The organism is Methylobacterium sp. Leaf102 (assembly GCF_001422425.1).
In the GTDB taxonomy this organism is placed as follows: Bacteria; Pseudomonadota; Alphaproteobacteria; order Rhizobiales; family Beijerinckiaceae; genus Methylobacterium.
In genome coordinates this window covers 117667-138558 of sequence record NZ_LMMX01000012.1, presented here as the reverse complement: position 1 = coordinate 138558, position 20892 = coordinate 117667, and the positions used below count along the sequence as shown (strand labels likewise).

Genomic DNA, 20892 nt, shown 5'->3' with positions numbered 1-20892 from the left:
GTCCCATGCGCGGGTGGGGCGGCCCAGTTTGAGGGAGCCGCCATGCGCGATCAGCGCGAGATCATCGTCCCGCCCCAGCCGCGCGGACCCCGGGCCGATGCCGCCACCCGGCGTCAGCGCGCCGGCGCGAGCGCACGGCCGGGCGGATGGCGGTCCGATCTCGGCGCTGTCGTGCGTTGGGCCGGTCGCCTGTGCGTGACGCGACCCGGCGATGTTCTCGGCTTCGTCGTCGTCGTCGGTGCCGCGGGATTCATCTCCCTGAACGCGCTGGGTTATCAGATGGGCCGTCATCCGGCCCCGATCTTCCCCAAGCCCGCGCCGCGCCCGATCGCGTCCGCGCCGCGCTCGATCGCCGAGAAGCCGCCCGCCCGCCGGATCGAGGCGAACCGGGCCGATGCAAGCGAGGCGGCGAGGCCGGCCGTTCCCAAGGCGGCGGTTCCACAGACATCCGCCAAGGCGGACCCCGCCAGCGCCGAGCCGTCGAAGCCGGATGCACCGAAGTCCGAACCTGCGCGGATCGCCCTCATCCAGCCCGCGCCGCGTCCGGTCTCCCGCGACACCATCGGGGAGATCATCCGCGAGGGCGAGACCACGGCGTCCGTCACGCCGAAGGCCGATCCGGCGGTGGCGAAGGCGCAGCGTGCCCTGGTCAAGCTCGGCTACGGACCCCTCAAGGCGGACGGCGTCCTCGGCACCGGCACTCGGGCGGCCATCGAGCGGTTCGAGCGCGACCGCAAGCTTCCGGTGAAGGGCCAGCCCGCCGGCCGCACCCTGCGCGAACTCGCGGCTCGCGCCGCCGCATCGCCGGGCTGATCGCTTTCGCGGGAAATCCCGCTATAGCCGGGCGATGGCTCGTCTGCGTTCGGATTTCTGGGTCTCGGCCCATCTGCGCCGTCTCGGCATCGAGGGCATCGCCGCCGTCCAGCGGCGGCGCGGCGCGGCGGAAGCGGGGGCGATCTTCGTAAAGGTCGACCGCCTCGACGGCCGCGCCGACCTCTACGGGCCGGCGCCCCAATCCCTCGTCGATACGGACGGCGACACGGATCGGCGCTTCGTCGCACTGATGCGCGAGGCCGAGCCCGCCGATGTCGAGCTCCGCATCGGCAAGGAGGTGCGGTTCGATCACGATCTTTGGATCGTCGAGATCGACGATCGCGCCGGCCGGCACCTCCTCGATCTGGCCGAGTAGGCGCGCTCCGCCCGTCGGGGAACGCTCAGGATGTCTGGCGTAGGCGGCCTGGGAGGGCGGGGCGTAGGGGCGCGCGCTCGGCGGCGGCCGGCGAGACGCGCGGGCGCGCGGCGTCGGGGGCGTTGTAGGGCTGGTGCGCCCGTGCATCGCCCGCGCGCTCGGGCAGGGCGGTGTCGAGAATGGCGGCGAGCAGGCTGCGTGCGGCGGGGCGCTGAACCTTGCGGAACAGCTTCACCAGGTCGAACACCCGGTCGACGGAGCGGGCCACGGTCTCGTTGAGGGTCAGGAAGACGTAGACGGCCTCCTCCTCGTGAAGGCCCGCGGCACGCAGGGCGAGGGTGAGCAGGTCGTAGCGCAGGTGCGGGTCCGGCGTCGCGGCCAGGAAATCCCGGCGCAGGCCGAGCATCTCGGCGAGCGCTCCGATGAAGCCGGCGATGTCGCCGCGTCCCGAGAAGCCTGTCAGGATCGCGCCGGCCTCGCGCGGCGGCGGCGGGCATGGGCGCAGGGCCGCGGTCGCGGCCACCGCCTCGCCGATGGCGTCGCGCCGGGCTTCGTCGGCGTAGAGGAACAGGGGCGACAGGTCCGCCGGGACGAGGTCCGTGCGCGCCAGGAGCGCCCGGCCGAGGTCGGCCGACCGCCGTCCGCGCCCGACGAGGCGGGCCAGGGTCTCGGCCCCGAGGACGATGTGCGTGTTGCCCGCGAGCGCCAGGTCGACTTCGCCGACCGCACGGGCCGACAGGGCGTTGACGGTGCTCCGGTCGATGTCGGGACGCGCCGCGATGGCGCCGCCCAGATCCGTGCCGTCCGAGAGCGCAGCCTCGATCACCGTCGGGGTGAGGGTGGGCGCCTGCGCGATCACGGCGTCGCGGACGGCCCCGCCGCGCGCGGCCAGGATCGCAAGGATGCCGGGCGGCGTTTCCGGGAAGGCCGCGAGCTTGCGCGCGACGATCTCGGCGGTCTCCTCGTCGACGATGGGGATGAGGCCGCCGGCCAAGGCCTCGAACGCTTCGAGGGTCTTCCGGTCGCGGAACGGTGCGGACAGGAACAGATCCGTCTGCACGCGCAGGATCACGGGTTTCAGATCGAGGGTGTCGAGGCGCGACAGTTCGATCAGGCCGGAGAGGTCCGGCGCATCGTCGACAGATGGGTGCATGGCACTTCGATTACGCAGAACTCGCTGTCCCGAGACTTAGCGTGTTTGCGTGAATCAGCCTTTAAACCCCCGGGGGTGGGCGCGTGTCGTCCTGCGCCATCCCCGCAGATCACAGGGTGTCCATCGACCCGTGATCCGCCGTGCTGTCGCGACGTCTCACACGACGCGGCGATCCTTCCCGTCGGCCGCCTCGTCCACGGCCTTGGGCATCGGAAGGACCACGGGTGTCGACGTGCCGGCCGGCATCGGGTTCGAGGCGGCGGGAATGCCGGACGCCGCGGGGGAGGGCGTCGTACCGTTCAATCCAGCAGGCACCGGCGGCTGGGCCGGCACCGGTGGCTTGGCGGACTCCGGCGGTCGGGCCGGTTCCGTGGGCTTCGCGGCGTCCCGGGGCTTCGCGGCGTCCAGGGGCTTCGCGGCGTCCAGGGGCTTTGCGACTTCGATGGGCAAGATCGCCCCCTCCGGCGGCTCGGCCTCGTCCGTCCCGGTCTCCGAGGGACCGGCCAGAACCTCCGTCGGGGTCTTCCACACGAAGGCGTCGAGGCGGCCGGTGACGGGAGAGACGGGGGCCCAGCGCTCCGATGCGATGCCGTCGGCGATCCACAGGGGGTCGCGCGGGGCATGGGCCGCGCGGGAGAGCCACTCGCGCGAGCGGCCCGTGCCGGCGCCGTGTTCGGCCTCCTCCAGGCGCGCCATGGCGAGGCAGGCCCGCACGGAGGGCCGGTCGGCGAGCAGCGGTGCGAGGGCTTCGCGGGCCTGGGTGAACTCGCGCGCCTCGTAGGCCGCCTGTGCCATGGCGAGGCGAGCCTCGGGATGCCACGACGACAGCCGGGCCAGGGTCTCGGCGCGGGCGAGGCGGTCGCGCACGGAATCGCCGGTGCGCAGGGTCAGGTAGGCCTTGGCGAGATCCGGATGCGGACCGGCGCGCCACGCGGCCTCGATGATCTTGGCGGCCTTCCGCAGGTCGCCGCGGCGCGCGAGCAGGCGCCCGGCCAGAGCCGCCGCCGGTACGAGGTCGGGGGCGAGCTTGACCGCCCGAAGTACCCGCTCGGTGGCGGCTTCCGGCTCGCCGGCTTCGCGCTCCTGCGCGGCCGCGGTGAGGAGCACGGCGCGCTGACGGCGGGCGAGACCCTTCTCGATGAGGCCTAGGGAGGCCCGGCGCTCGACGGTTTCCGTCGCGCCACTCCAATCGCCGTCGGCGCATTGGGCTTCCAGAACGGCCTCGTTGGCCCAGGTGACGCTTGGAGCGAGGCGCGCGGCCTCGGCCGCGTAGGCACGGGCGGACACGTCGTCCTCGCGGCGACGGGCCTCGACGAAGAGGCCGCGTAGGCCGAGCACCCGGGTCTCGGGATCGTCGACCATGCGCTGGAACGCCGATTCGGCGGCCTCTCGGTCGCCCGAAATCTGTGCGGCCTGGGCCTTCAGCAACAGGGCGAGGGGCTCGGCACCGAGCAGTCGTTCGGCATCGTTGGCGTGGCGCCGCGCCGCCATGGGATCGCCGGAGCCCACCGCGACCATGCCGCGCGACAGGGCCGAGTAGCCCTTGGCCCGGCGCCGGTCGCGCGAGCCGCGCACCAGGGCCTCCGGCAGGGTGATGAGACCGCGCACGATGGCCCAGATGAAGCCGACCACGATGGCGGCGATGAGGACGCCGATCAGCGCGATGGCGAGGCTGGTGGCGACTTCGTAGCCGTTCCACACGATGGTGACGGAGCCGGGATGGTCGGCGACCCAGGTCGCGCCGTAGGCGGCGACGGCGAGGAGGGCCAGGAAGGCGAGAGCGCGCCACATGGGATCAGAAACTCCTGGGCGTGGGGCCGGTCGAGCCGGCGGCGCCGTAATCCGGGAACGGGAGCTTCGGATGCTCCCGTCGATTCATTCGTCGGCGGCATCGGGCGGGGATACCGCCGCGACGGGGCCGTGCCTTACCGCGACGGGCCCGCCGCGGGCAGGCCCTTGAAGGCCTCCGCGAGCAGAGCCTGCGCCGCCTCGCCGGCCGCCGCGCGGGACTTCAGCTTGGTCCCGAACTCGCCGGCCTGGGCGCGGACATCCTCCGGCAAGGCCGCGAAGGCCTGGGCGGCTTCCGCGACGGCGCCCCGGTCGAGGGCGTCCTGCACCTTCGGCAGCGGGTCGGCCGCGGGCGCTGCGCCCTGCGCCGATGGCGCCGCGCCATCGACCTTGCGCACCTGCACGATGGATTCGGCCATGCTCATCAGCTTCTGGCTGAAATCGCCGGTCTCGGCCACCGAACGCACCTGTGCGGAGCGGCGGGCCGCCGCGATCGTCTCGGACACGGTGCGGAATTCGGCCGCGAGGGTGCGGGCCGTCGGGGCCCCGCGATCGGCGAAGACCGCTACGGCGGTGAGCCGGGCCGGATCACCCGGCTCGTAGTTGCGCAGGGCGGAAAGGGCGTCGGCGTAGGGCGTTCCGGCGTTCAGGGCGGTCGCGATCCGGTCGGCGGAGACCACCCGCAGGGCGGCTTGAACGGTGGCGACCTCGGCGCGCTCGGACAGGGCCTTGTCGAGGCCGGCGATCCTGTCGCCCTGTGCCTGAAGCTGGGTCTGAACCTGACGCTCGATGCCCTTGGCGGCTTCCGCGGCTTGAGTCTTGCCGGCTTCCGCCGCCTGCTGGCTCGCCTGGGTGGCGGCCTGGACCTTGGCGTCGAGGGCCTGCTGCGCGTCCGTGAGCTTCTGGCCGAGGGTGCGCGTCGCCTCGGCGTTGGTCTTGATCGCCTCGGCATTGGCCTTGGCCCGGTCGTCGAGGGCGGTCTGAAGCGCCGCGAGCTTCGGGGTCAGGTCGGGCTGCTCCGTGGGCTTCGGCACGGCGGCGATCTGGGCCTCCACCGCCTTCAGGCGCTCGTCGAGGGCCGTCACCTGCGCGGTGTCGTTGTTCGCGGGCGCCACCGCCATGCGGGCCTCGCCGCCCTGCTGGCCTGGCTCCTCCTGGAGGGCCGAGACACGCTGGTCGAGGCTGTCGAGGCGCGCGGCGACGTCGGGCGGCAGGGTCGCGGTCGCCTGCGGCGCGGTGCCGTCGCCGCTGGGAACCGGCGCGGCGCTGGCCTTCTGCAGGGCCTCGCGGGCCGTGGAGACGGCCTCCGGCACCGCCTTGAGGGCGGTCTCGTTGGACGCGACGCGCTGGGACAGGCGCGCGACCTCGTCCTTCGGCGCCAGCGCCGCGATGCGCTGATCGAGGGCGGCGAGGCGTCCGTCGTCGGCCTGAGGCAGCACGCCCGCGCGTTCGACGGCGAACAGCAGACCGGCTCCGATGACGCCGCCGAGAAGGCCAGCGGTGGCGACGGAGCCGAAGCCCGGCCCACGCGCCGCCGGTGTTGCCGGAGGCGTCGGCGCGATCTTCGGCGTGGTTCCGCCGGACCCGGATTTCGGATCGGCCGCCTTGGGAGTCTCGCCAAACTTGCCGGTATCCGAAGGCTTGGTGCCGGCGTCGGGTTTGACACCATCTCCAGGCTTGGCACCATCTCCAGGCTTGGCGTCCGCCGGCTTGGTGGCGACACCCGGCATGATGCCGGCGCCCGTCACCGATGCTTTCTGGGCCGGTGCCGGATCGGGCAGTCGCTTGGCCTTCAGATCGATGATCGGGCCGTCCGTCGCCCCACCGGACGGCTTTGCCGCGCCCTGGGCGCCGCTCGGGAAGGTCGCGGTCCTCGGCGAATCCTTGGGGGGTTCCCTGGAAGCGTCCGGCTTCGGCGGCTCGCTCTTGCCCACCTCGCTCTTGCCGATCTCCGGCTTCGCGTCCTTCGACAGGTCGGCGGACCTCGCCGGCTCCGGCGGCTTCACATCCGCGGGCTTGTCGCCACCAAGCACGCCGGACGCAGCGGCTTTCGGGGCGTCGGGGGATTTGACGCCGTCCAGCGGCCTGGCATCCTTGCCCACGGGCTGGGCGTCCTTGGACGCTTCGGGCGGCTTCGGCGCACCCGGCTGGCCGACGCCCGCAACGGCGGGCTTGGTGTCACTCGTGGAGGGGGCGGTCTTCGGGGCATCGGGCTTGTTCGGCGACGCATCCGGCTTGGCACCAAGGGCGTTCGACGTCGGTGCGTTCGACGTCGGTGCGTTCGGCTTTGCCGGCTCGGGCGGGCGCGTGCCGGACGCATTGCCCGGGCGGTTGGCGTCGCTGTTGGGTGGTTTCACGGTTCGTTGCTCCCTTCCCGACGCTGCCGTCGTCACCCGACACCGGTTCGGTGCCCCCGGGTTCGGCGATCGCAGCCCAGCTTATTCAGATTCGTCCTAGCATCACGGCCCGCGCCGGAGCGAGGCCCTTCCGTCAGGTTCCCGCCACCAAACCCGCCAGAAGACTCTCCTCGTCCGGCCGTGCCGCCACGAAATGCGCGTCGAGACCCGCCGCGGCCAGGGCGGCGGCCACGTCACTCGACAAGCAGTAATGCTTGAGCGCGCCGAAGGCTCCGCTTCGGTCCGCGCGGCGTGCCAGAAGTTGTGCGGTCTCGGCGCTGCGGCGCGAGTAGTGCAGCACCGCGTCGAGGGCGGCCGGATGAGCCGCCAGTGCCGCTGCCACGGCCGGCGGAAGCGTCGCCTCCGCCACGGCTGCGTAGGCGATGGCGGCGGTGACCGCATATCCCGCCGCCCTGAGGGAGGCGGCCGGCTCGGACTTGCCTTCGGCGCCGGCGACATGGAGGAGGGCGCTGCCAGCCGGCAGGGTGGCGCGGACGAGGGCGGACAAGGCGGCGGCGTCGCCCCCGGCCTCATGCACCGCTTCGAGCCCGGCCCGGCGCGCCAGATCCGCCGTCCGCACACCTACGGCGAAGACCGGCAGGGCGGCGAACCGCACCCGGTCCGCCGCCGTCAGGGCCGCGATCGCATTGGCGCTCGTGAGCAGCAGGCCCGCATGGGCGCCCTCGGGCAGGGCTGCCCCCGTGGGGCGGATCGTCAGCACCGGCGCGACCAGAGGCGTATGGCCGAGCGACCGGAGCCGCCGGCCCGTTCGCGTCGCCCCCGGCTCCGGCCGCGCCACCCAGATCCGCATTCCGCCGAAACCTCGTCCAGTCGTTGCCCTACCCCTCGTTGCCCTGATAGCGCCAGCCCGGCTAGGATGCATTCGACGCAGCAGCTCGCCGCCGCAGCCGGTGATGCCTTGACGCGGCATCCGCAGGTTTCACCCGTGCCGCAGGAACGTACCCGCTCCATGACCGTCCGCATCCCATGAACGTCCTGATCCCATGAACGTCCTCGGCATCGAAACGACCTGCGACGAGACCGCCGCCGCCGTGGTCTGCCCCGGCGAGGGCGGACGCGGACGCATCCTCTCCAACGAGGTCCTGAGTCAGATCGCCGAACACGCGGCCTATGGCGGCGTGGTACCGGAGATCGCCGCGCGCGCGCATGTCGAGGTCCTGGACCGGCTCATCCTGCGCGCCCTCGACGGCGCCGGCCTGCGTCTGGCTGAAGTCGACGGCATCGCGGTGGCGGCCGGCCCCGGCCTCATCGGCGGCGTGCTCATCGGCCTCGTTACCGCCAAGACCCTGTCGCTGGTGGCGCGAAAGCCCCTCATCGCGGTCAATCACCTCGAGGCCCACGCGCTCACGGCGCGCCTCACGGACGGGATCGGCTTCCCCTATCTCCTTCTCCTGGCGTCGGGCGGCCACACTCAGCTGGTCGCGGTCAAGGGCGTCGGCGATTACGTGCGGCTCGGCACCACCATCGACGACGCCATCGGCGAGGCGTTCGACAAGGTCGCCAAGCTCCTGGGCCTCGGCTACCCCGGCGGGCCGGAAGTCGAGCGCCTGGCCGAGACCGGCGACCCCGAGCGCTTCGCCTTGCCGCGGCCCATGCTGGGCCGGCGCGAAGCCAACTTCTCCCTGTCCGGCCTCAAGACCGCCCTGCGGATCGAGGCCGAGAAGCTCGCTCCGCTGTCCAGCGCCGACGTCGCCGACCTGTGCGCCGGCTTCCAGGCGGCGGTGGTCGACGTGATCGTGGATCGTCTGCGGGTCGCCATGCGCGACTTCGCCGCCGTCGCCGGGCATCCGACGGCGTTGGTCGCCGCCGGCGGCGTCGCGGCCAACGGCGCCATCCGGCGTGCCCTCACCACCCAGGCCGGGGAGGCAGGCCTCGCCTTCGTGGCGCCACCCGTCGCGCTCTGCGGCGACAACGGCGCTATGGTCGCCTGGGCGGGCATCGAGCGCCTGCGCCTCGGCCTCGTCGACGATCTCACCGCGCCGGCCCGTGCCCGCTGGCCGTTCGCCGAGCCCGTCGCCGCGGCCTGACAGGAGCGCCGCATGAGCAAACCCATCGCGGTGATCGGCGGCGGCGCTTGGGGCACGGCGCTCGCCAACGCCGCCGCCGGCGCCGGACATTCCGTGACCCTATGGCTGCGCGACGCCGAGGCCGCCGCACGCCTCGAAGCAACCCGCGAGAACGCACGCTACCTGCCCGGCGTGCCCCTCCACGCCTCCATCCGGGCCACCGCCGACGCATGCGCCTTGCGCGACGCCGGCACGGTACTCATGGTGACGCCGGCCCAGACCCTGCGGACGGTGCTCGCCGACCTCGCCCCGTCCTGGGCCCCCGGGACGGCGATCGTCCTCTGCGCCAAGGGGATCGAGCGCGGCAGCGACCGCTTCATGAGCGCCGTCGCCGCCGAGATCCTCGGACCGGACGCCCCCGTGGCGGTCCTGTCGGGCCCGAGCTTCGCGGCGGACGTCGCCCGTGGCCTGCCCACCGCCGTGACCCTGGCGGCCGCCGACGCGGGGCACGCCGCGCGTCTCGCCACCGCCCTTTCGGGGCCGAACCTGCGCGTCTATCACACGGACGACGTGCGCGGCGTCGAGGTCGGCGGCGCCGGCAAGAACGTGCTCGCCATCGCCTCCGGCATCGTCGCCGGGCGGGGCTTAGGCGAATCGGCCCGGGCCGCCCTCATCGCGCGGGCGTTCGCCGAGCTCATGCGCTTCGCCCGCGCTTACGGCGGGCGCCCCGAGACCCTCATGGGGCTGTCGGGCCTCGGCGATCTCGTGCTCACCGCCTCCTCGCCGCAATCGCGCAACTTCGCATTCGGTCAGCGCCTCGGGGCCGGCGCCTCGCCCCAGGACGCCGCCGGCGGCAAGCTCGCGGAGGGTGCCTACACCGCTGCGGCCCTGGTCGCCCTGGCGCGGGCGCGGGCCGTCGAGATGCCCGTGGCCGAGGCCGTCGCCGCCGTCGTGGCGGGCGAGGCCAGCGTCGAGACCGTCATCGCCGCCCTCTTGGCGCGCCCGCTCCGCGGGGAGGCCGAATGAGGATGGGGCCGATCCATGCCTTCCTCGCCGGCGAGGGATCGGACGGCGAAGGACGCCGTCTCGCCGACGTGGCCGCGTTCGGCGACGCCCGGATCGAGGGCGTGCACGATTTCATCCAGTGGTGCTTTCCACTGCGCGAGGCGAGTCTCGCCGTGCCGGGCGCTCCCGTGCTGACCCGCGCCGAGGCCGAGGCGATCCGAGCCGACCCGGCGGCGCTCTCGGGTCTTCGGGCGGCGCGTGATCGCATGATGCGCTTCTATGGGGACACCAACGGCTGGCTGCGCGCCCACGATCACAACCACCTGCGCATCACCCGCATCCTTCGGGCTCTTCGCAATCTGTTGGGATCACGGGAGGCGCAAGCGTTTCACGCCTTCGTGACCGCACGCAATGCCGAGGCCGGCGCGCCGATCAACCCGGACAGCCTGCGCTACTGGGCGAACGCGCTCGCGGGGGACTGACGGCCACGCTTCCCGGATGGTATGGCACCCGCCGTTCCCCGGAGATCCGCATGGCCCACTGGCTCTACAAGTCCGAACCCGCCACGTGGTCGTGGGACAGCCAAGTCGCGGCCGGGGCCGCCGGCACCCACTGGAACGGCGTGCGCAACCATGTCGCCAAGAAGAACCTGCAGGCCATGGAAGTCGGCGAGCTGGGGTTCTTCTACCATTCCAACGAGGGCAAGGCGGTGGTCGGCATCGTCAAGGTGATCCGCCCGTACTACCCCGACGATTCCGACGCCACGGGCCGGTTCGGCATGGTGGATCTGCGCGCGGTGGAAGCGCTCCCCCGGCCGGTCACCCTGGAGGCGATCAAGGCCGAGCCACGCCTCGCCGCCATGGTGCTCGCCAACAATTCCCGCCTGTCGGTGCAGCCGGTGACGGAGGAAGAGTGGGCGATCGTGCGGGCGATGGGCGGGCTCGGCTGATGCCTGACCTCACCCTTGCCGCTGGGCCTGCGTCACCGCCACGTGGATGAGTTCGGCGAGCGTCCGGACGCCGAGCTTCTGGCGCATCTGCGAGCAGGCGTTGGTGACGGTCTTGTAGCTCACCGACAGGTCGCTCGCGATGGCGCCGTAGGACTTGCCCTGAGCCAGACGCGCCAGGATCTGCTGCTCCCGCGGCGTCAGCTGGGCCTCGGGCGTGCGGCGCGGGTCCGTGCGCAGCATGGCGACCTCCGTGGCGAGGCGCCGGTCGAGGTAGACCTGTCCGGCACGGACCCGGTCGAACGCCTCGAACAGCTCGCCCGAGGCGTGGTCCTTCAGGACGTAGCCGAGCGCCCCCGCCTCCAGCGCGCGGGCGACGATGACCGGATCGTTGTGCATGCTGAACACCAGGATCCGCACCTGCGGATCGACGCCGCGCATCCGGCGGATCAGCGCCAGGCCGGCGAGCCCGCTGCCCTGGAAGGTCAGGTCGCAGATCACCATGGACGGCTTCAGGCGGTGGAAGGCCCGATAGGCCGCCACCACCGTGGTGGCCTCGGCGATGCGCTCGATGCCGGCATCCTCCAGCACGCGGCGGCAGCCCTGGAGCACGATGGGGTGATCGTCGACGACCAGGACCGGGGCCCGGAGGGAAGTGGTGTGGATCGCGTTCATGCGGCGGGGATCGCGCTCGAGTCCTCGGACCGTTCGGACTCGAACGGAATCATGATCCGGACAACCGTCCCGGGCCGGCCATTGTCAAGCGCCAATGTGCCGCCCAAGGCCTCGACGCGCTCGCGCATCCCCGACAAACCCAGCCCGACCCGGTGGTCGGGCGTGATTCCGCGGCCATCGTCATGCACTTCGATGGCGAGGTGCGATCCGGAACCGTCCTGAACTTCGCCCGCCTCCACGGTGACGCGCGCGGCCCCGCCATGCCGAACGGCATTGGTCATGCTCTCTTGGATGCAGCGGAAGACCGTGAGATCGGTGACGTCGCCGTAGCCGGCCCCGAGGCGATCGAACGTGCCCGTGAAGGCTGTCCCCGAGTGCCGGCGGGTGAAGTCGCGCAGGAGCAGGACGAGGCAATCGGGCAGGGGCACCTGACCCAGGGCATGCGGGCGCAGGCGGTTGAGGAGGTCGCGGTTGAGGGTCTGGACCTGACCCACGATGGCGCTGATCTCCTCGGCGCGCTGGGTCAGCTTCCCCCGGTCCGGCGCCGCCTCGGCGGCGGCCATGCGGATCACCGAGGCGGCGTTGGCTTCGAGGGCGAACAGGCAGGGGCCGAATTCGTCGTGGAGCTCGAGGGCCGTCGCCCGCCGCTCGTCGTCCTGGGCGGAGAGGAGCTGGCGGTTGAGGCGCCCGTTGGCGGCACGGGTTTCCGACAGGGCCTGGGCCACGCTGTTGAAGCGGGCGGCGATGACCGCGAGTTCGCGCGAGGCCGGCGGCGCGAGGCGTGCGGTGTAATCCTGCCGTTCGAGCTGGGTCAGGCCATCGGCGACCTGCGTCAAGGGCGCCAGCACCCGGCCGAAGGCGACGTAAAGGGCGGCGAGGAGGCCGAGGCTGACGATGAGGCTCGCCAGCGACAGGGAGACGGCGTAGCCCCAGACCTCGTCGATCTCGTCCCGCGGCTGGGTGGTGATGCGAGCGGTGCCGAGGCGCTTGCCCTGGACCACGATGGGCAATTCGTGCTGGCGCGGCTCGGGGGCGATGAGGGCGACGAACCAGTGTGGTGCGTCGTAGGCGTCCCGGCGCTGGCGATGCGACGGTGCCGGGACGACGGCGCCCGCCGCGTCGAGGACGGTGACGCGCACGTGGCGCAGGCCCTGCACACGCAGGCGCAGGGTCTGCAGCAGGGTGTCGGGCGAGGCGGCCTGCGCCAGATCGATGGTGTCGGAGACGAGAAGCTCGACATTGGACAGGGCCGCCTTCATCTCGACCTCGACGGCGGAGCGCGCGTTCAGCACGATGACCCCGCACGAGAGCAGGGCCGCCAGGAGATCGATAGCGATGACGAGGACGATCATCCGCGTGCGGGTCGGCCAGCGTGCCCACAGGGTGGGGCGGGCCGCCCAACCGGGCGGGCTCGATGCGGGGGCCGTCGTCATGGTGGGGGTGCCGGGAAGCGGATGAGGGACGTTCCACTTGTAGCCGAGTCCGGGCGGGATGGAACGTGTAGCCCCGCGCCGTCCCGTCCCGATGAATCCGCGGGGATCCGGGACCGGCTCGCCGCATTCCTCGACGATCCGGCCACCCGGTGGAGTCTCGGCGGATTCGGTGCCGGGGCCGAGTTCGGTCGTGCGCCCGGCGAGGCCGTCGCGACCATGGGGCGTTTCGGCCGGCTGACGTGCCGCGGCGCCCTGATGCTCGCGCCCGCCGACGACCTCGTGCCGGTGGCCTACGAAACCGGGTTCCGTGGCGGCTGGAGCCATGCGGTCGCCCTGTGCCTGACCGTGGGGACGGCTCTGGTCCCCGGGCCGGAGGTGGTCACGCCGCTCGGGCCCGACCTCGCGGCTGCCCGGCCCACGGATCGCGAGGCGTTCCTGTTCGACCTCGGCCTCGGGCTGCCTCAGGGGTCGGCCTGCCTGCGGACCCGCGATCCACGGATTCTCGACAATCTGTGGGGAGCTTGCGGTGGGGCGGCCTTCGCGCCCGGCAGTCCGGTGCCGGGGCTCCTCGTGGAACGCCGGCTCGACGTGGTGATGACGACCCGTCTCGGGCGGATCGAGGTTTTCGGCGGTCCCGTCGGCTCCGGCGCGGCCGCGCCGCGCGCCTACGTCGCCCCGGAGGTCGTACGGGCGCGCCGGACCCATGCGGCGACCGCGCCGATCCCCTCCGGTCTGGTTCCGTGCGCCCATCTCCATCCGCCACACCCGTGCCGCGACGCGAACGAGCGACCGATCGCGTTCGACCGCGCGCACCATGACGCGTTCCAGGCGCTGCTGACGTGCTGGGGCGATCCGGGCCGGGTCGCCCTCAAGGCCCGGCTCCTGGCGGGCGAGGCCTTGCCGAAGGGCTCCGACCGCGCGGACCGCGGCGTTGCCCGGGTGGTGGCGGCGCAGGCCGACTTCATCGAGCGAGCGTCCTAGCCGGGGGCGCGACGCACCTCTGCAAGATGGTGCCTGCGTCGTCCCGGGACGTGACGAAGACGAACCGCGATACCACTCCTTAAAGCCTCCGGCCTAACACAGATCTAATCCGGGTAATCTCGGGCTTCGACTGTCGATACGGTGCCGGACATCTTCATGCCCCATTGTCGGGATCAGTTCACGGACACGGCACCGCGTCATCGACCGGACGCGACCGCCGGGTGTGTTCGGGATGAGTCCACGCTGATGTCGATTGCCATCGATCCGACCGAGCGGCGCATCGCCGCCGAAGGGCGCGCGCCCGCCGAGCCCAAGGCGCCATCGCGCGTCATGCGCGCCGCGCTGATCGCGGTTCTGGGCGGTGTCGGCCTCGTCGGCCTGTCCGCAGGGGCGTATTCGATGCTCTCGGGTCTCGCCGGCCCGCCGCCGTCCAAAGTCCGGATCGGGCGAATCTCGGCCGATTGGCCGGATTTGCGCGACGGCGTTCCTGCCCTGGCGTCGTCCCACCGGCCCTCGGGTCCGGTGCCGGCGGAGGCCGATCCGCTCCCGGTTCGAGCCGTCGTCGCGCCGGTCGAGGCCAAGGCCCAGGAAGCCAAAGCCTTCGAAACCAAAGCTCTCGAAGCCAAAGTCGTCGAAGCGAAGGCGCCCGAGACGAAAGCGGTCGAAGTCAAGCTTCTCCAGACCAAGCCTGCGGACGTGAAGGCTGTCGACACCAAGCCGGTTCAGGTCGCCAACATCGCGTCGCCTTCGAAGCCCGCGCGCCTGCCCCCCATCGAGAATGCCGCGACGGTGCCGTCCGCGCCCGCCGTCGCCCTCGTGGAGAAAGCCCGCACGGCCCCCCTCGTCGCCCCGACTCCCGTCGAGACCACCCGCGCCCGTGCCACGACCGGCGGCACCTTCGCGGCCCTTCCCCCGGCGTCGGCCGAAGCCGGGCCGAAAGCGAAGCCCGCCCCGGTCGTGGCACGGACCAAGCCCGCCGCCAAACCCGTACCGGCTGCCTCCGAAAAGGTCGCAGCCGCGCAACCGGCCCAGGCCGCAGAGCCGGAAGCCGAGGAGACCGAGATGTTCGGCATGAAAGTGCCGTCCCTAGCCCCCGTCGGACGCAAGCTCGTCGAAGGCGTCGAGGCCCTCGGAAACGCGGTCAAGCGCTTCCCCGAACAGTTCTGAGAACGACGTCGGCACAGGCCTGCTGTCATCGGGTACGATGAGTTCAGGCACCGAGCCACTGCAATCAATATCGTCCGCGTCGGCCTGAACCCCCGCGCATCGAAGTTGAAGGCGTTCGCCGTGGAGCTTCGGTCGGTTCGAAGGCCGGCTTCGAGGCCTCCGCGCGGGTCCTGCAGTTCAGGTCCAGAGGGGATCGAACGAGCACGACCCGGTGTCGGGACGTGCTCGCGAGGTGACGGTCGCTCACCGAAGAGGAGCCGGAGGGCCTCGGGCTACTTCGTCCGGGCGCGCGGCTTCTTGCCGATCTCGCGCTCGTGACGGGCGCCGCGCGGGCTCTTGAAGCCCTTGGGGCCGCTGGCCTCCTGATCGCTGCCGGGACCGTCCAAGAGCGCTTCCACCTGGATTTCGGGCGAGCCGTTCTTGGCAAAGGTCTGGGCGAAGCGGGACGCTGCGCCGCCGCGCACCTCGAACTTGGTCTCCCGATCGAAGATCCGGATGGCCCCGATCTCCTGGCGCCCGATGCTACCGCGTCGGGTCAGCATCGGCAGCAGGCGGCGCGGGTCGGCGTTGTCGCGCCGGCCGAGGTTGAGGCGGAACCAGACAGACGGACCTTCCGCGTCGATGCGGGCGGTGTCGGCGGGGTCGTAGACCGGCCGGGCCTTGCGCTCGGGGCCGGCGCCCGGATCGGTGACATCCTCGGGCTCGGGCAGGCGCGCCCGGTAGATTCGGGCCAGCGCTGCGGCGAGCTCCTGCGGCGTGCGACGGGCCAGCAGGGCCTCGCCCATGGCGACATCCTCCTCGGCCGGGGCATCGGTGAACAGTGGGTCCTGCCACATGCGCTCGCCGTCGAGGGCGCGGATCTCCTCGGCGGTGGGCGGGCCGGCCCACTCGGCGTTGACCTTGGCGATCATCAGCATCTGCTCGGCGCGGCGACGCTTGGAGGCCGGGATCAGCAGGACGGAGGTGCCCTTCCGTCCGGCGCGGCCCGTGCGGCCGGAGCGATGCTGGAGCACCTCGGCGTCGTGGGGCAGGTCGGCGTGGATCACCAGGCTGACGGTGGGCAGATCGATGCCGCGGGCGGCGACATCGGTGGCGACGCACACCTTGGCGCGCCCGTCGCGAAGGGCCTGAAGGGCGGCGTTGCGCTCGCCCTGGCCGAGTTCGCCCGACAGGGCCACGGCGGAGAAGCCGCGCTCGGTCAGCACCGCCTGGAGGTGGCGCACGGCGTTGCGGGTGTTGCAGAACACGATGGCAGTCGGAGCATCGGTGAAGCGCAGGGTGTTGACCACCACGTGCTCCAGCTCACGCGGCATCACCCGAACGGCCCGATAGGTGATGTCTTCGTGGCCGCGCTCCTGGCCCTTCACGGCGATGCGCAGCGCGTCGTTCTGGTAGCGCTCGGCCAGCGTCGCAATGGCTTTGGGCAGGGTCGCCGAGAACAGCAGCGTGCGCCGCTCCTTCGGGGTCACCGACAGGATGAATTCGAGGTCGTCCCGGAAGCCGAGGTCGAGCATCTCGTCGGCCTCGTCGAGGACGGCGACGCGCAGATCCTGGGTGGCGAGGTTGCGGCGCTCCAAGTGGTCGCGCAGGCGGCCGGGCGTACCGACGACGATGTGGGCGCCGTCGTTGAGCTGGGCGCGCTCGCGGCGCGGGTCCATGCCGCCGACGCAGGAGATCACCCGCGCGCCGGTCTCGGCGTAGAGCCAAGTCAATTCACGCTCGACCTGGAGGGCGAGTTCGCGGGTGGGGGCGATGACCAGGGCCAGCGGCGCGCCGGCCGGACCGAAGCGCTCGGCACCGTCGAGCAGCGTGTCGGCGAAGGCGAGGCCGTAGGCCACGGTCTTGCCCGAGCCGGTCTGGGCCGAAACGAGGAGATCGCGCCCCTGCGCGGCGGCTTCGATCACCGCATTCTGGACGGGGGTAGGGTCTGCGTAGTCACGCGCGGCCAGAGCTCGGGAGAGCGGGGCCGGCAGGGTCGGAAAGGGCACTGAGGAGCCTTGCGGGCAAACAGGCTGGAACCCGCCGGGGATGGCCGCGCTAAGCGCGGATCGATCCCCCGGATGCGTGATTCCGGCCTCGATCGGTTACGGATACGGTGGCTTGTAGCCGGAACCGCGGCCATGCGCCATGTCTGCGCGCGCATGGGTGGTTTCCCGCACAGTTAAAGCTTGTCTTTCGGGCTTGGCCGTGGCCCCCGTGAGCCAGCCGCCCTGCGGGCGGTGCCGTCCGTCCCGATGGCGGCATGAATGCGGCATGAATTCGGACGTCCACAGGGGGAAAGATGGGGGCGGTGTTGCGTCTGGTCGTGGCGTGGGCGAGCGTCGCCGCGTTCTTCGTGTTCGGGCCCGCCTGGCTCGCCGACCTCGGATCGCCGCTCTGGGCCACGGGCCTGTTCCTGTGGCTGTTCCTCGTGATCCTTTGGGCGGCGTTCGGCGTGGTCCACGAGGCCGAGGAACTCGCCCATCGCCTCGGCGAGCCCTACGGCACCCTCGTTCTCACCCTCTCCATCGTGGTGATCGAGGTGGTCCTGGTGTCCGCCGTGATGCTGTCCTCGAAGGCGGTGCCGACGCTCGGACGCGACACGATGTTCGCTGTGCTGATGATCGTCCTCAACGGCATCGTCGGCCTCGGCCTGCTCATCGGCGGCCTGCGCCACCACCAGCAATCCTACAACCTGCAGGGCACGTCGGCCTTCCTGTCGGTGATCATCCCGCTCACCACCATCGCGCTGATCATCCCGAACTTCACCACCTCGACGAGCGGCGGCACCCTGACGCCCGTGCAGGCGATCTCGTTCTCGCTGTTCACCGTGTCGCTCTACGGGATCTTCCTGCTGATCCAGACCGGACGGCACAGCAGCTTCTTCATCCACGACGGCGGGCGGATCGCGAAATCGAACCCCGGCACCGTTGTGCCCGAAGCCGAGGCGCCCGAGGCGGACCGGCAGACGGCCGCGATCCTGAAGCACGTCGGTCTCCTCGTCGCCAACATCCTGCCCATCGTCCTGCTGTCGAAGAGCCTTGCGGCGATCCTGGACCACGGCATCGCGGCGCTCGGTGCGCCTTCGGCCCTCGGCGGCGTCCTCATCGCAGCCATCGTGTTCACCCCGGAGGGCATCAGCGCCCTGAAGGCGGTGGCGCGCAACGAGCTGCAGCGGGCGATCAACCTCTGCCTCGGCGCCGCGACCTCTACCGTCGGCCTCACGGTGCCGGCGGTCCTGGCCGTAGGCCTGCTGACGGGCCAGACCGTGGTCCTCGGCCTCGCGCCGACGGAGATGACGCTGCTCGTCGTGACCCTGATCCTCAGCACCCTGACGTTCTCGGGGCTGCGCACCACGGTGCTGGAGGGGGCCGTGCACCTCGTGGTGTTCTTCGTCTATCTGGTTCTGATCTTCAGCCCGTGATTCGGCGGACATCATGAGCGACATCCTCGTCATCGGCGCCGGCGTGGTCGGACTCGCCGTCGGCCGGGCGCTCGCCCTGCGGGGCCATGCCGTGGTGGTGGCGGAGGCCGAGGGCGGCATCGGCACGGGCGTGTCCGCGCGCAACTCCGAAGTGATCCATGGCGGGATGTACTATCCCGAGGGCTCGCTCCGGGCACGGCACTGCGTCGACGGCGCCCGGAGGCTCTACGGGTTCTGCGCCAGCCACGGCGTACCGCACCGCGCCTGCGGCAAGCTCATCGTCGCCACCGATGCGGCCGAGGGCGCCGCTATCGCGGCGATCCATGCGCGCGGGATCGCCAACGGCGTCGAGGGTCTGGCGCTCGTCGACGGGGCCGAGGCCCGCGCCCTGGAACCCAATCTCGCCTGCGTCTCCGCCCTCCACGCCCCCGGAACCGGCATCGTCGACAGCCACGCCCTCATGCTCGCCCTGCAGGGCGACATCGAGGATCGCGGTGGCGCCATCGCGTTCCACAGCCCGGTCGCGCGCCTGTCATGGGCGGACGGCGCCTGGGTCGCGACGGTGAACGGGGATGCGCTGCCGTTCGACGCCGTCGTCAATGCCGCCGGTCTCGGAGCACAGGCTATCGCGAAAGCAATCGACGGGTTCCCACCCGACCGCATCCCGAGAAAGATCCTCGCCAAGGGGAGCTATTTCGGCTGCCTCGGCCGCCCGGCTTTCGCGCGGTTGATCTATCCGGCCCCCGTCGAGGGCGGGCTGGGCATTCATCTCACCCTCGATCTCGCCGGGCGCATGCGCTTCGGTCCCGATGTCGAGTGGGTGGAAACCGAGGATTACGCCGTCGATCCCGATCGCGCGCAAGCCTTCGCCCGTGCGATCCGCCGGTATTGGCCCGGTTTGCCCGAAGGGGTGCTGACCCCCGATTATGCCGGCATCCGTCCAAAGATCACCGGCCCGGGCGAGCCCGCGGCGGATTTCATCATCGACGGGCCGGCGCAGCATGGGCTGGACCGCCTCGTCCACCTGTTCGGCATCGAGAGCCCGGGCCTCACCGCGAGCCTGTCCCTCGCCGAAGAGGTCGCCGATCGGCTGTTGGCGTAGGAGATCGACGTCAGCCGCCGAAGCGTTCCGTCCGAATGGTGCCGGGCGCAAGACCGGCATCGACGAGGAGGTCGGCGGCCGTGTTCACGAACGGATTCGCGCCGCAGATGAAGGTGTGGCGCGGGCGCCCGAGGCGTTCGAGCGCCTGTCCGATGAGGGCGGCATCGATGCGCCGGCCGCCCTCGCCTGTCAGGTTCAGGATCCAATCGAAGCCGGGCTCGTCGCGGCGCCTCCGGTCGAGTTCGTCCTGGGCGATCGCCTCTGCCGCTTCGCGGACCGAATAGACCAGGAGGACCGGAACGTCGGGCGCCGCGATGGCCCGATGGCGCAGCATCGCCAGGAGCGGCACCACGCCCGAGCCGCCGCCGATGAGGAGCAGGGGGCCGCCATCCTCCGGTCGCCACACGAAGGCGCCCCCGATGGGACCGCGCAACGCCACGGTGTCGCCGACTTCCGCCACCCCGTCGAAGAACCCCGAGACCTCGCCCTCCGGCAGGCCCTCGACCATGAGTTCGACGATCCCGTCCGGGCTCGGCGCGGAGGCGATGGAGTAGCTGCGCTGAGCCTGGTAGCCGTCGGGTGCGGTCAGCCGGATATCGACGTGCTGCCCCGCGAGAGCCGGGCGGTCGAGCGTCACGGCCAGCCGGAAGCACTTCACCCGCGGGGTCACCTGACCGATGCCCACGATGGTGGCATCCAGCCAGGGCAGAGGCTTCATCTCAGTCACCGGTGAAGCGCTGCTCGCGCCACGGGTCTCCGTACATATGATAGCCCCGCATCTCCCAGAAGCCACCCTCGTCGTTCTGTGTGAAGCGCAGACCCTTGAGCCACTTGGCGCTCTTCCAGAAGTAGAGGTGCGGCACGAGGAGGCGCGCCGGGCCGCCGTGATCCGGCTCGATCGGCGCGCCGTCGTAATGGGTCGCCACCATGGCCCGGCCCCCGGTCAGGTCGGCGAACGGCACGTTGGTGGTGTAATCGTCGTATCCTTCCGCCAGGGCGAACGCCGTCGGCGCCGCGACGCACGCATCCGCCAGGAGATCGTCGATTCCGACGCCCTCCCACGCCGTGTCGAACTTCGACCACTTCGTGACGCAGTGGATGTCGCCGCCCCAGCGCGTGCGCGGCAGGGCGTTGAATTCGTCCCAGGTCCAGATCTTCAACGGTCGCGATCCGGCCCGGAGGGTGAAGCGCCACGCGTCGAGATCGATCCGCGGATTCGGCCCGATCTGCAGAACCGGGAAATCCTCCGTGAGATATTGGCCCGGCGGTAGGCGCTCGCGCGTCGCCTCGGGCGGGCGTCGTCCGGTGAAGCCGCGTGTGCTCATGTCACCCTCGTTCGGGCTTTCGAAACCGCGCCTCCTTCCCCGTGCATCGGCGGGGAGGGCGCGTCGCGGCGCCGGATCAGCGGTCGCGCATGACGATCCACAGGGCGTGCACCATGCCCGGAACGATGCCCAGGACCGTCAGCAGGATATTGAGAAGGAACTGCAATCCGATGCCTGCCGTCATCAGGACGGCCAGGGGCGGCAGGAAGATGGCGAGCAGGATGCGAACGAGATTCGACACGATGTCTCCGGGACGTGATGGTGCCCGCGCAAGGGCGCGATAGCAACATTGCCGTTCCGAC

At 71.6% G+C, this 20892-nt stretch carries 20 protein-coding genes; 10 read left to right on the top strand and 10 right to left on the bottom strand.

The window, feature by feature from the left end; translation table 11 throughout:
- The first annotated feature begins 42 nt into the window (after positions 1-42).
- Complete coding sequence (locus tag ASF27_RS08830) at positions 43-813, top strand: peptidoglycan-binding domain-containing protein (RefSeq protein ID WP_056359371.1); 771 nt, start codon at positions 43-45, stop codon at positions 811-813.
- Between the two features lie 34 nt (positions 814-847).
- Positions 848-1189 carry a DUF1491 family protein gene (locus ASF27_RS08825; protein ID WP_056304436.1) on the top strand — a complete coding sequence of 114 codons (342 nt, stop codon included), beginning with the start codon at positions 848-850 and terminating at the stop codon, positions 1187-1189.
- Positions 1190-1214: 25 nt separating this feature from the next.
- On the opposite strand, the gene ASF27_RS08820 is transcribed toward ASF27_RS08825, so the two are convergent.
- The 4 genes from ASF27_RS08820 to ASF27_RS08805 form a co-directional block, all read right to left on the bottom strand.
- Positions 1215-2342: a DUF2336 domain-containing protein gene (locus tag ASF27_RS08820; protein ID WP_056359368.1), complete on the bottom strand. Its 1128-nt coding sequence runs from the start codon at positions 2340-2342 to the stop codon at positions 1215-1217.
- Between the two features lie 156 nt (positions 2343-2498).
- Positions 2499-4133: a heme biosynthesis HemY N-terminal domain-containing protein gene (locus tag ASF27_RS08815; protein WP_056359365.1), complete on the bottom strand. Its 1635-nt coding sequence runs from the start codon at positions 4131-4133 to the stop codon at positions 2499-2501.
- A 134-nt stretch (positions 4134-4267) separates the two neighbouring features.
- Positions 4268-6487, bottom strand: a complete 2220-nt coding sequence (locus tag ASF27_RS08810; protein WP_056359363.1) for a hypothetical protein — start codon at positions 6485-6487, stop codon at positions 4268-4270.
- Between the two features lie 133 nt (positions 6488-6620).
- Entirely contained in the window at positions 6621-7337 is a 717-nt protein-coding gene (locus ASF27_RS08805; RefSeq protein ID WP_056359360.1) for a uroporphyrinogen-III synthase, read from the bottom strand.
- A 193-nt stretch (positions 7338-7530) separates the two neighbouring features.
- On the opposite strand from ASF27_RS08805, the gene tsaD reads away from it, so the two are divergent.
- Genes tsaD through ASF27_RS08785 form a run of 4 tightly spaced genes read left to right on the top strand, consistent with a single transcriptional unit; the run spans position 7531 to position 10507 of the window.
- Positions 7531-8574, top strand: coding sequence for a tRNA (adenosine(37)-N6)-threonylcarbamoyltransferase complex transferase subunit TsaD (gene tsaD, locus ASF27_RS08800; protein ID WP_056359357.1), 1044 nt, complete (start codon positions 7531-7533; stop codon positions 8572-8574).
- 12 nt (positions 8575-8586) lie between these two features.
- Positions 8587-9579, top strand: a complete 993-nt coding sequence (locus ASF27_RS08795) for an NAD(P)H-dependent glycerol-3-phosphate dehydrogenase (protein ID WP_056359355.1) — start codon at positions 8587-8589, stop codon at positions 9577-9579.
- Complete coding sequence (locus tag ASF27_RS08790; RefSeq protein WP_056359351.1) at positions 9576-10040, top strand: opioid growth factor receptor-related protein; 465 nt, start codon at positions 9576-9578, stop codon at positions 10038-10040. The genes ASF27_RS08795 and ASF27_RS08790 overlap by 4 nt, the downstream gene beginning before the upstream one ends.
- A gap of 50 nt (positions 10041-10090) precedes the next feature.
- Positions 10091-10507, top strand: a complete 417-nt coding sequence (locus ASF27_RS08785) for an EVE domain-containing protein (RefSeq protein WP_056359348.1) — start codon at positions 10091-10093, stop codon at positions 10505-10507.
- 9 nt (positions 10508-10516) lie between these two features.
- Here ASF27_RS08785 and ASF27_RS08780 read toward each other — a convergent pair whose 3' ends face one another.
- Positions 10517-11179, bottom strand: coding sequence for a response regulator transcription factor (locus tag ASF27_RS08780; RefSeq protein WP_056169834.1), 663 nt, complete (start codon positions 11177-11179; stop codon positions 10517-10519).
- The gene (locus tag ASF27_RS08775) at positions 11176-12612 is read right to left on the bottom strand and encodes an ATP-binding protein (RefSeq protein ID WP_056359346.1); all 1437 of its coding nucleotides are present in this window, start codon (positions 12610-12612) and stop codon (positions 11176-11178) included. The genes ASF27_RS08780 and ASF27_RS08775 overlap by 4 nt, the downstream gene beginning before the upstream one ends.
- A 216-nt stretch (positions 12613-12828) precedes the next feature.
- On the opposite strand from ASF27_RS08775, the gene ASF27_RS08770 reads away from it, so the two are divergent.
- Positions 12829-13593, top strand: coding sequence for a hypothetical protein (locus ASF27_RS08770; protein WP_056304428.1), 765 nt, complete (start codon positions 12829-12831; stop codon positions 13591-13593).
- A gap of 246 nt (positions 13594-13839) precedes the next feature.
- Positions 13840-14760 carry a hypothetical protein gene (locus ASF27_RS08765; RefSeq protein ID WP_056304427.1) on the top strand — a complete coding sequence of 307 codons (921 nt, stop codon included), beginning with the start codon at positions 13840-13842 and terminating at the stop codon, positions 14758-14760.
- A 272-nt stretch (positions 14761-15032) separates the two neighbouring features.
- Here the strand turns inward: ASF27_RS08765 and ASF27_RS08760 are convergent, their stop codons facing one another.
- On the bottom strand, positions 15033-16748 hold the full coding sequence (locus tag ASF27_RS08760) for a DEAD/DEAH box helicase (protein ID WP_056169822.1): 1716 nt from the start codon (positions 16746-16748) through the stop codon (positions 15033-15035).
- 293 nt (positions 16749-17041) lie between these two features.
- Between ASF27_RS08760 and ASF27_RS08755 the strand changes: the two genes are divergently transcribed.
- Both ASF27_RS08755 and ASF27_RS08750 read left to right on the top strand, forming a co-directional pair.
- On the top strand, positions 17042-18163 hold the full coding sequence (locus ASF27_RS08755) for a calcium:proton antiporter (RefSeq protein WP_056169819.1): 1122 nt from the start codon (positions 17042-17044) through the stop codon (positions 18161-18163).
- 13 nt (positions 18164-18176) lie between these two features.
- Positions 18177-19265, top strand: a complete 1089-nt coding sequence (locus ASF27_RS08750) for an NAD(P)/FAD-dependent oxidoreductase (RefSeq protein ID WP_056359343.1) — start codon at positions 18177-18179, stop codon at positions 19263-19265.
- 10 nt (positions 19266-19275) lie between these two features.
- On the opposite strand, the gene ASF27_RS08745 is transcribed toward ASF27_RS08750, so the two are convergent.
- The 3 genes from ASF27_RS08745 to ASF27_RS23060 form a co-directional block, all read right to left on the bottom strand.
- Positions 19276-19983, bottom strand: a complete 708-nt coding sequence (locus ASF27_RS08745) for an FAD-binding oxidoreductase (RefSeq protein ID WP_056359340.1) — start codon at positions 19981-19983, stop codon at positions 19276-19278.
- Between the two features lies 1 nt (position 19984).
- Entirely contained in the window at positions 19985-20590 is a 606-nt protein-coding gene (locus tag ASF27_RS08740) for a sulfite oxidase-like oxidoreductase (RefSeq protein WP_056359337.1), read from the bottom strand.
- Between the two features lie 76 nt (positions 20591-20666).
- The gene (locus ASF27_RS23060) at positions 20667-20831 is read right to left on the bottom strand and encodes a YqaE/Pmp3 family membrane protein (protein WP_244472960.1); all 165 of its coding nucleotides are present in this window, start codon (positions 20829-20831) and stop codon (positions 20667-20669) included.
- Positions 20832-20892 lie beyond the last annotated feature (61 nt).

Coding starts and splice junctions, on each gene's coding strand:
- ASF27_RS08785 (WP_056359348.1), top strand. CDS start 10,091: ATGGCCCACTGGCTCTACAAGTCCGAACCCGCCACGTGGTCGTGGGAC.
- ASF27_RS08775 (WP_056359346.1), bottom strand. CDS start 12,612: ATGACGACGGCCCCCGCATCGAGCCCGCCCGGTTGGGCGGCCCGCCCC.
- ASF27_RS08780 (WP_056169834.1), bottom strand. CDS start 11,179: ATGAACGCGATCCACACCACTTCCCTCCGGGCCCCGGTCCTGGTCGTC.
- tsaD (WP_056359357.1), top strand. CDS start 7,531: ATGAACGTCCTCGGCATCGAAACGACCTGCGACGAGACCGCCGCCGCC.
- ASF27_RS08830 (WP_056359371.1), top strand. CDS start 43: ATGCGCGATCAGCGCGAGATCATCGTCCCGCCCCAGCCGCGCGGACCC.
- ASF27_RS08825 (WP_056304436.1), top strand. CDS start 848: ATGGCTCGTCTGCGTTCGGATTTCTGGGTCTCGGCCCATCTGCGCCGT.
- ASF27_RS08795 (WP_056359355.1), top strand. CDS start 8,587: ATGAGCAAACCCATCGCGGTGATCGGCGGCGGCGCTTGGGGCACGGCG.
- ASF27_RS08745 (WP_056359340.1), bottom strand. CDS start 19,983: ATGAAGCCTCTGCCCTGGCTGGATGCCACCATCGTGGGCATCGGTCAG.
- ASF27_RS08820 (WP_056359368.1), bottom strand. CDS start 2,342: ATGCACCCATCTGTCGACGATGCGCCGGACCTCTCCGGCCTGATCGAA.
- ASF27_RS08805 (WP_056359360.1), bottom strand. CDS start 7,337: ATGCGGATCTGGGTGGCGCGGCCGGAGCCGGGGGCGACGCGAACGGGC.
- ASF27_RS08750 (WP_056359343.1), top strand. CDS start 18,177: ATGAGCGACATCCTCGTCATCGGCGCCGGCGTGGTCGGACTCGCCGTC.
- ASF27_RS08815 (WP_056359365.1), bottom strand. CDS start 4,133: ATGTGGCGCGCTCTCGCCTTCCTGGCCCTCCTCGCCGTCGCCGCCTAC.
- ASF27_RS08765 (WP_056304427.1), top strand. CDS start 13,840: ATGTCGATTGCCATCGATCCGACCGAGCGGCGCATCGCCGCCGAAGGG.
- ASF27_RS08790 (WP_056359351.1), top strand. CDS start 9,576: ATGAGGATGGGGCCGATCCATGCCTTCCTCGCCGGCGAGGGATCGGAC.
- ASF27_RS08740 (WP_056359337.1), bottom strand. CDS start 20,590: ATGAGCACACGCGGCTTCACCGGACGACGCCCGCCCGAGGCGACGCGC.
- ASF27_RS08770 (WP_056304428.1), top strand. CDS start 12,829: ATGGGGCGTTTCGGCCGGCTGACGTGCCGCGGCGCCCTGATGCTCGCG.
- ASF27_RS08755 (WP_056169819.1), top strand. CDS start 17,042: ATGGGGGCGGTGTTGCGTCTGGTCGTGGCGTGGGCGAGCGTCGCCGCG.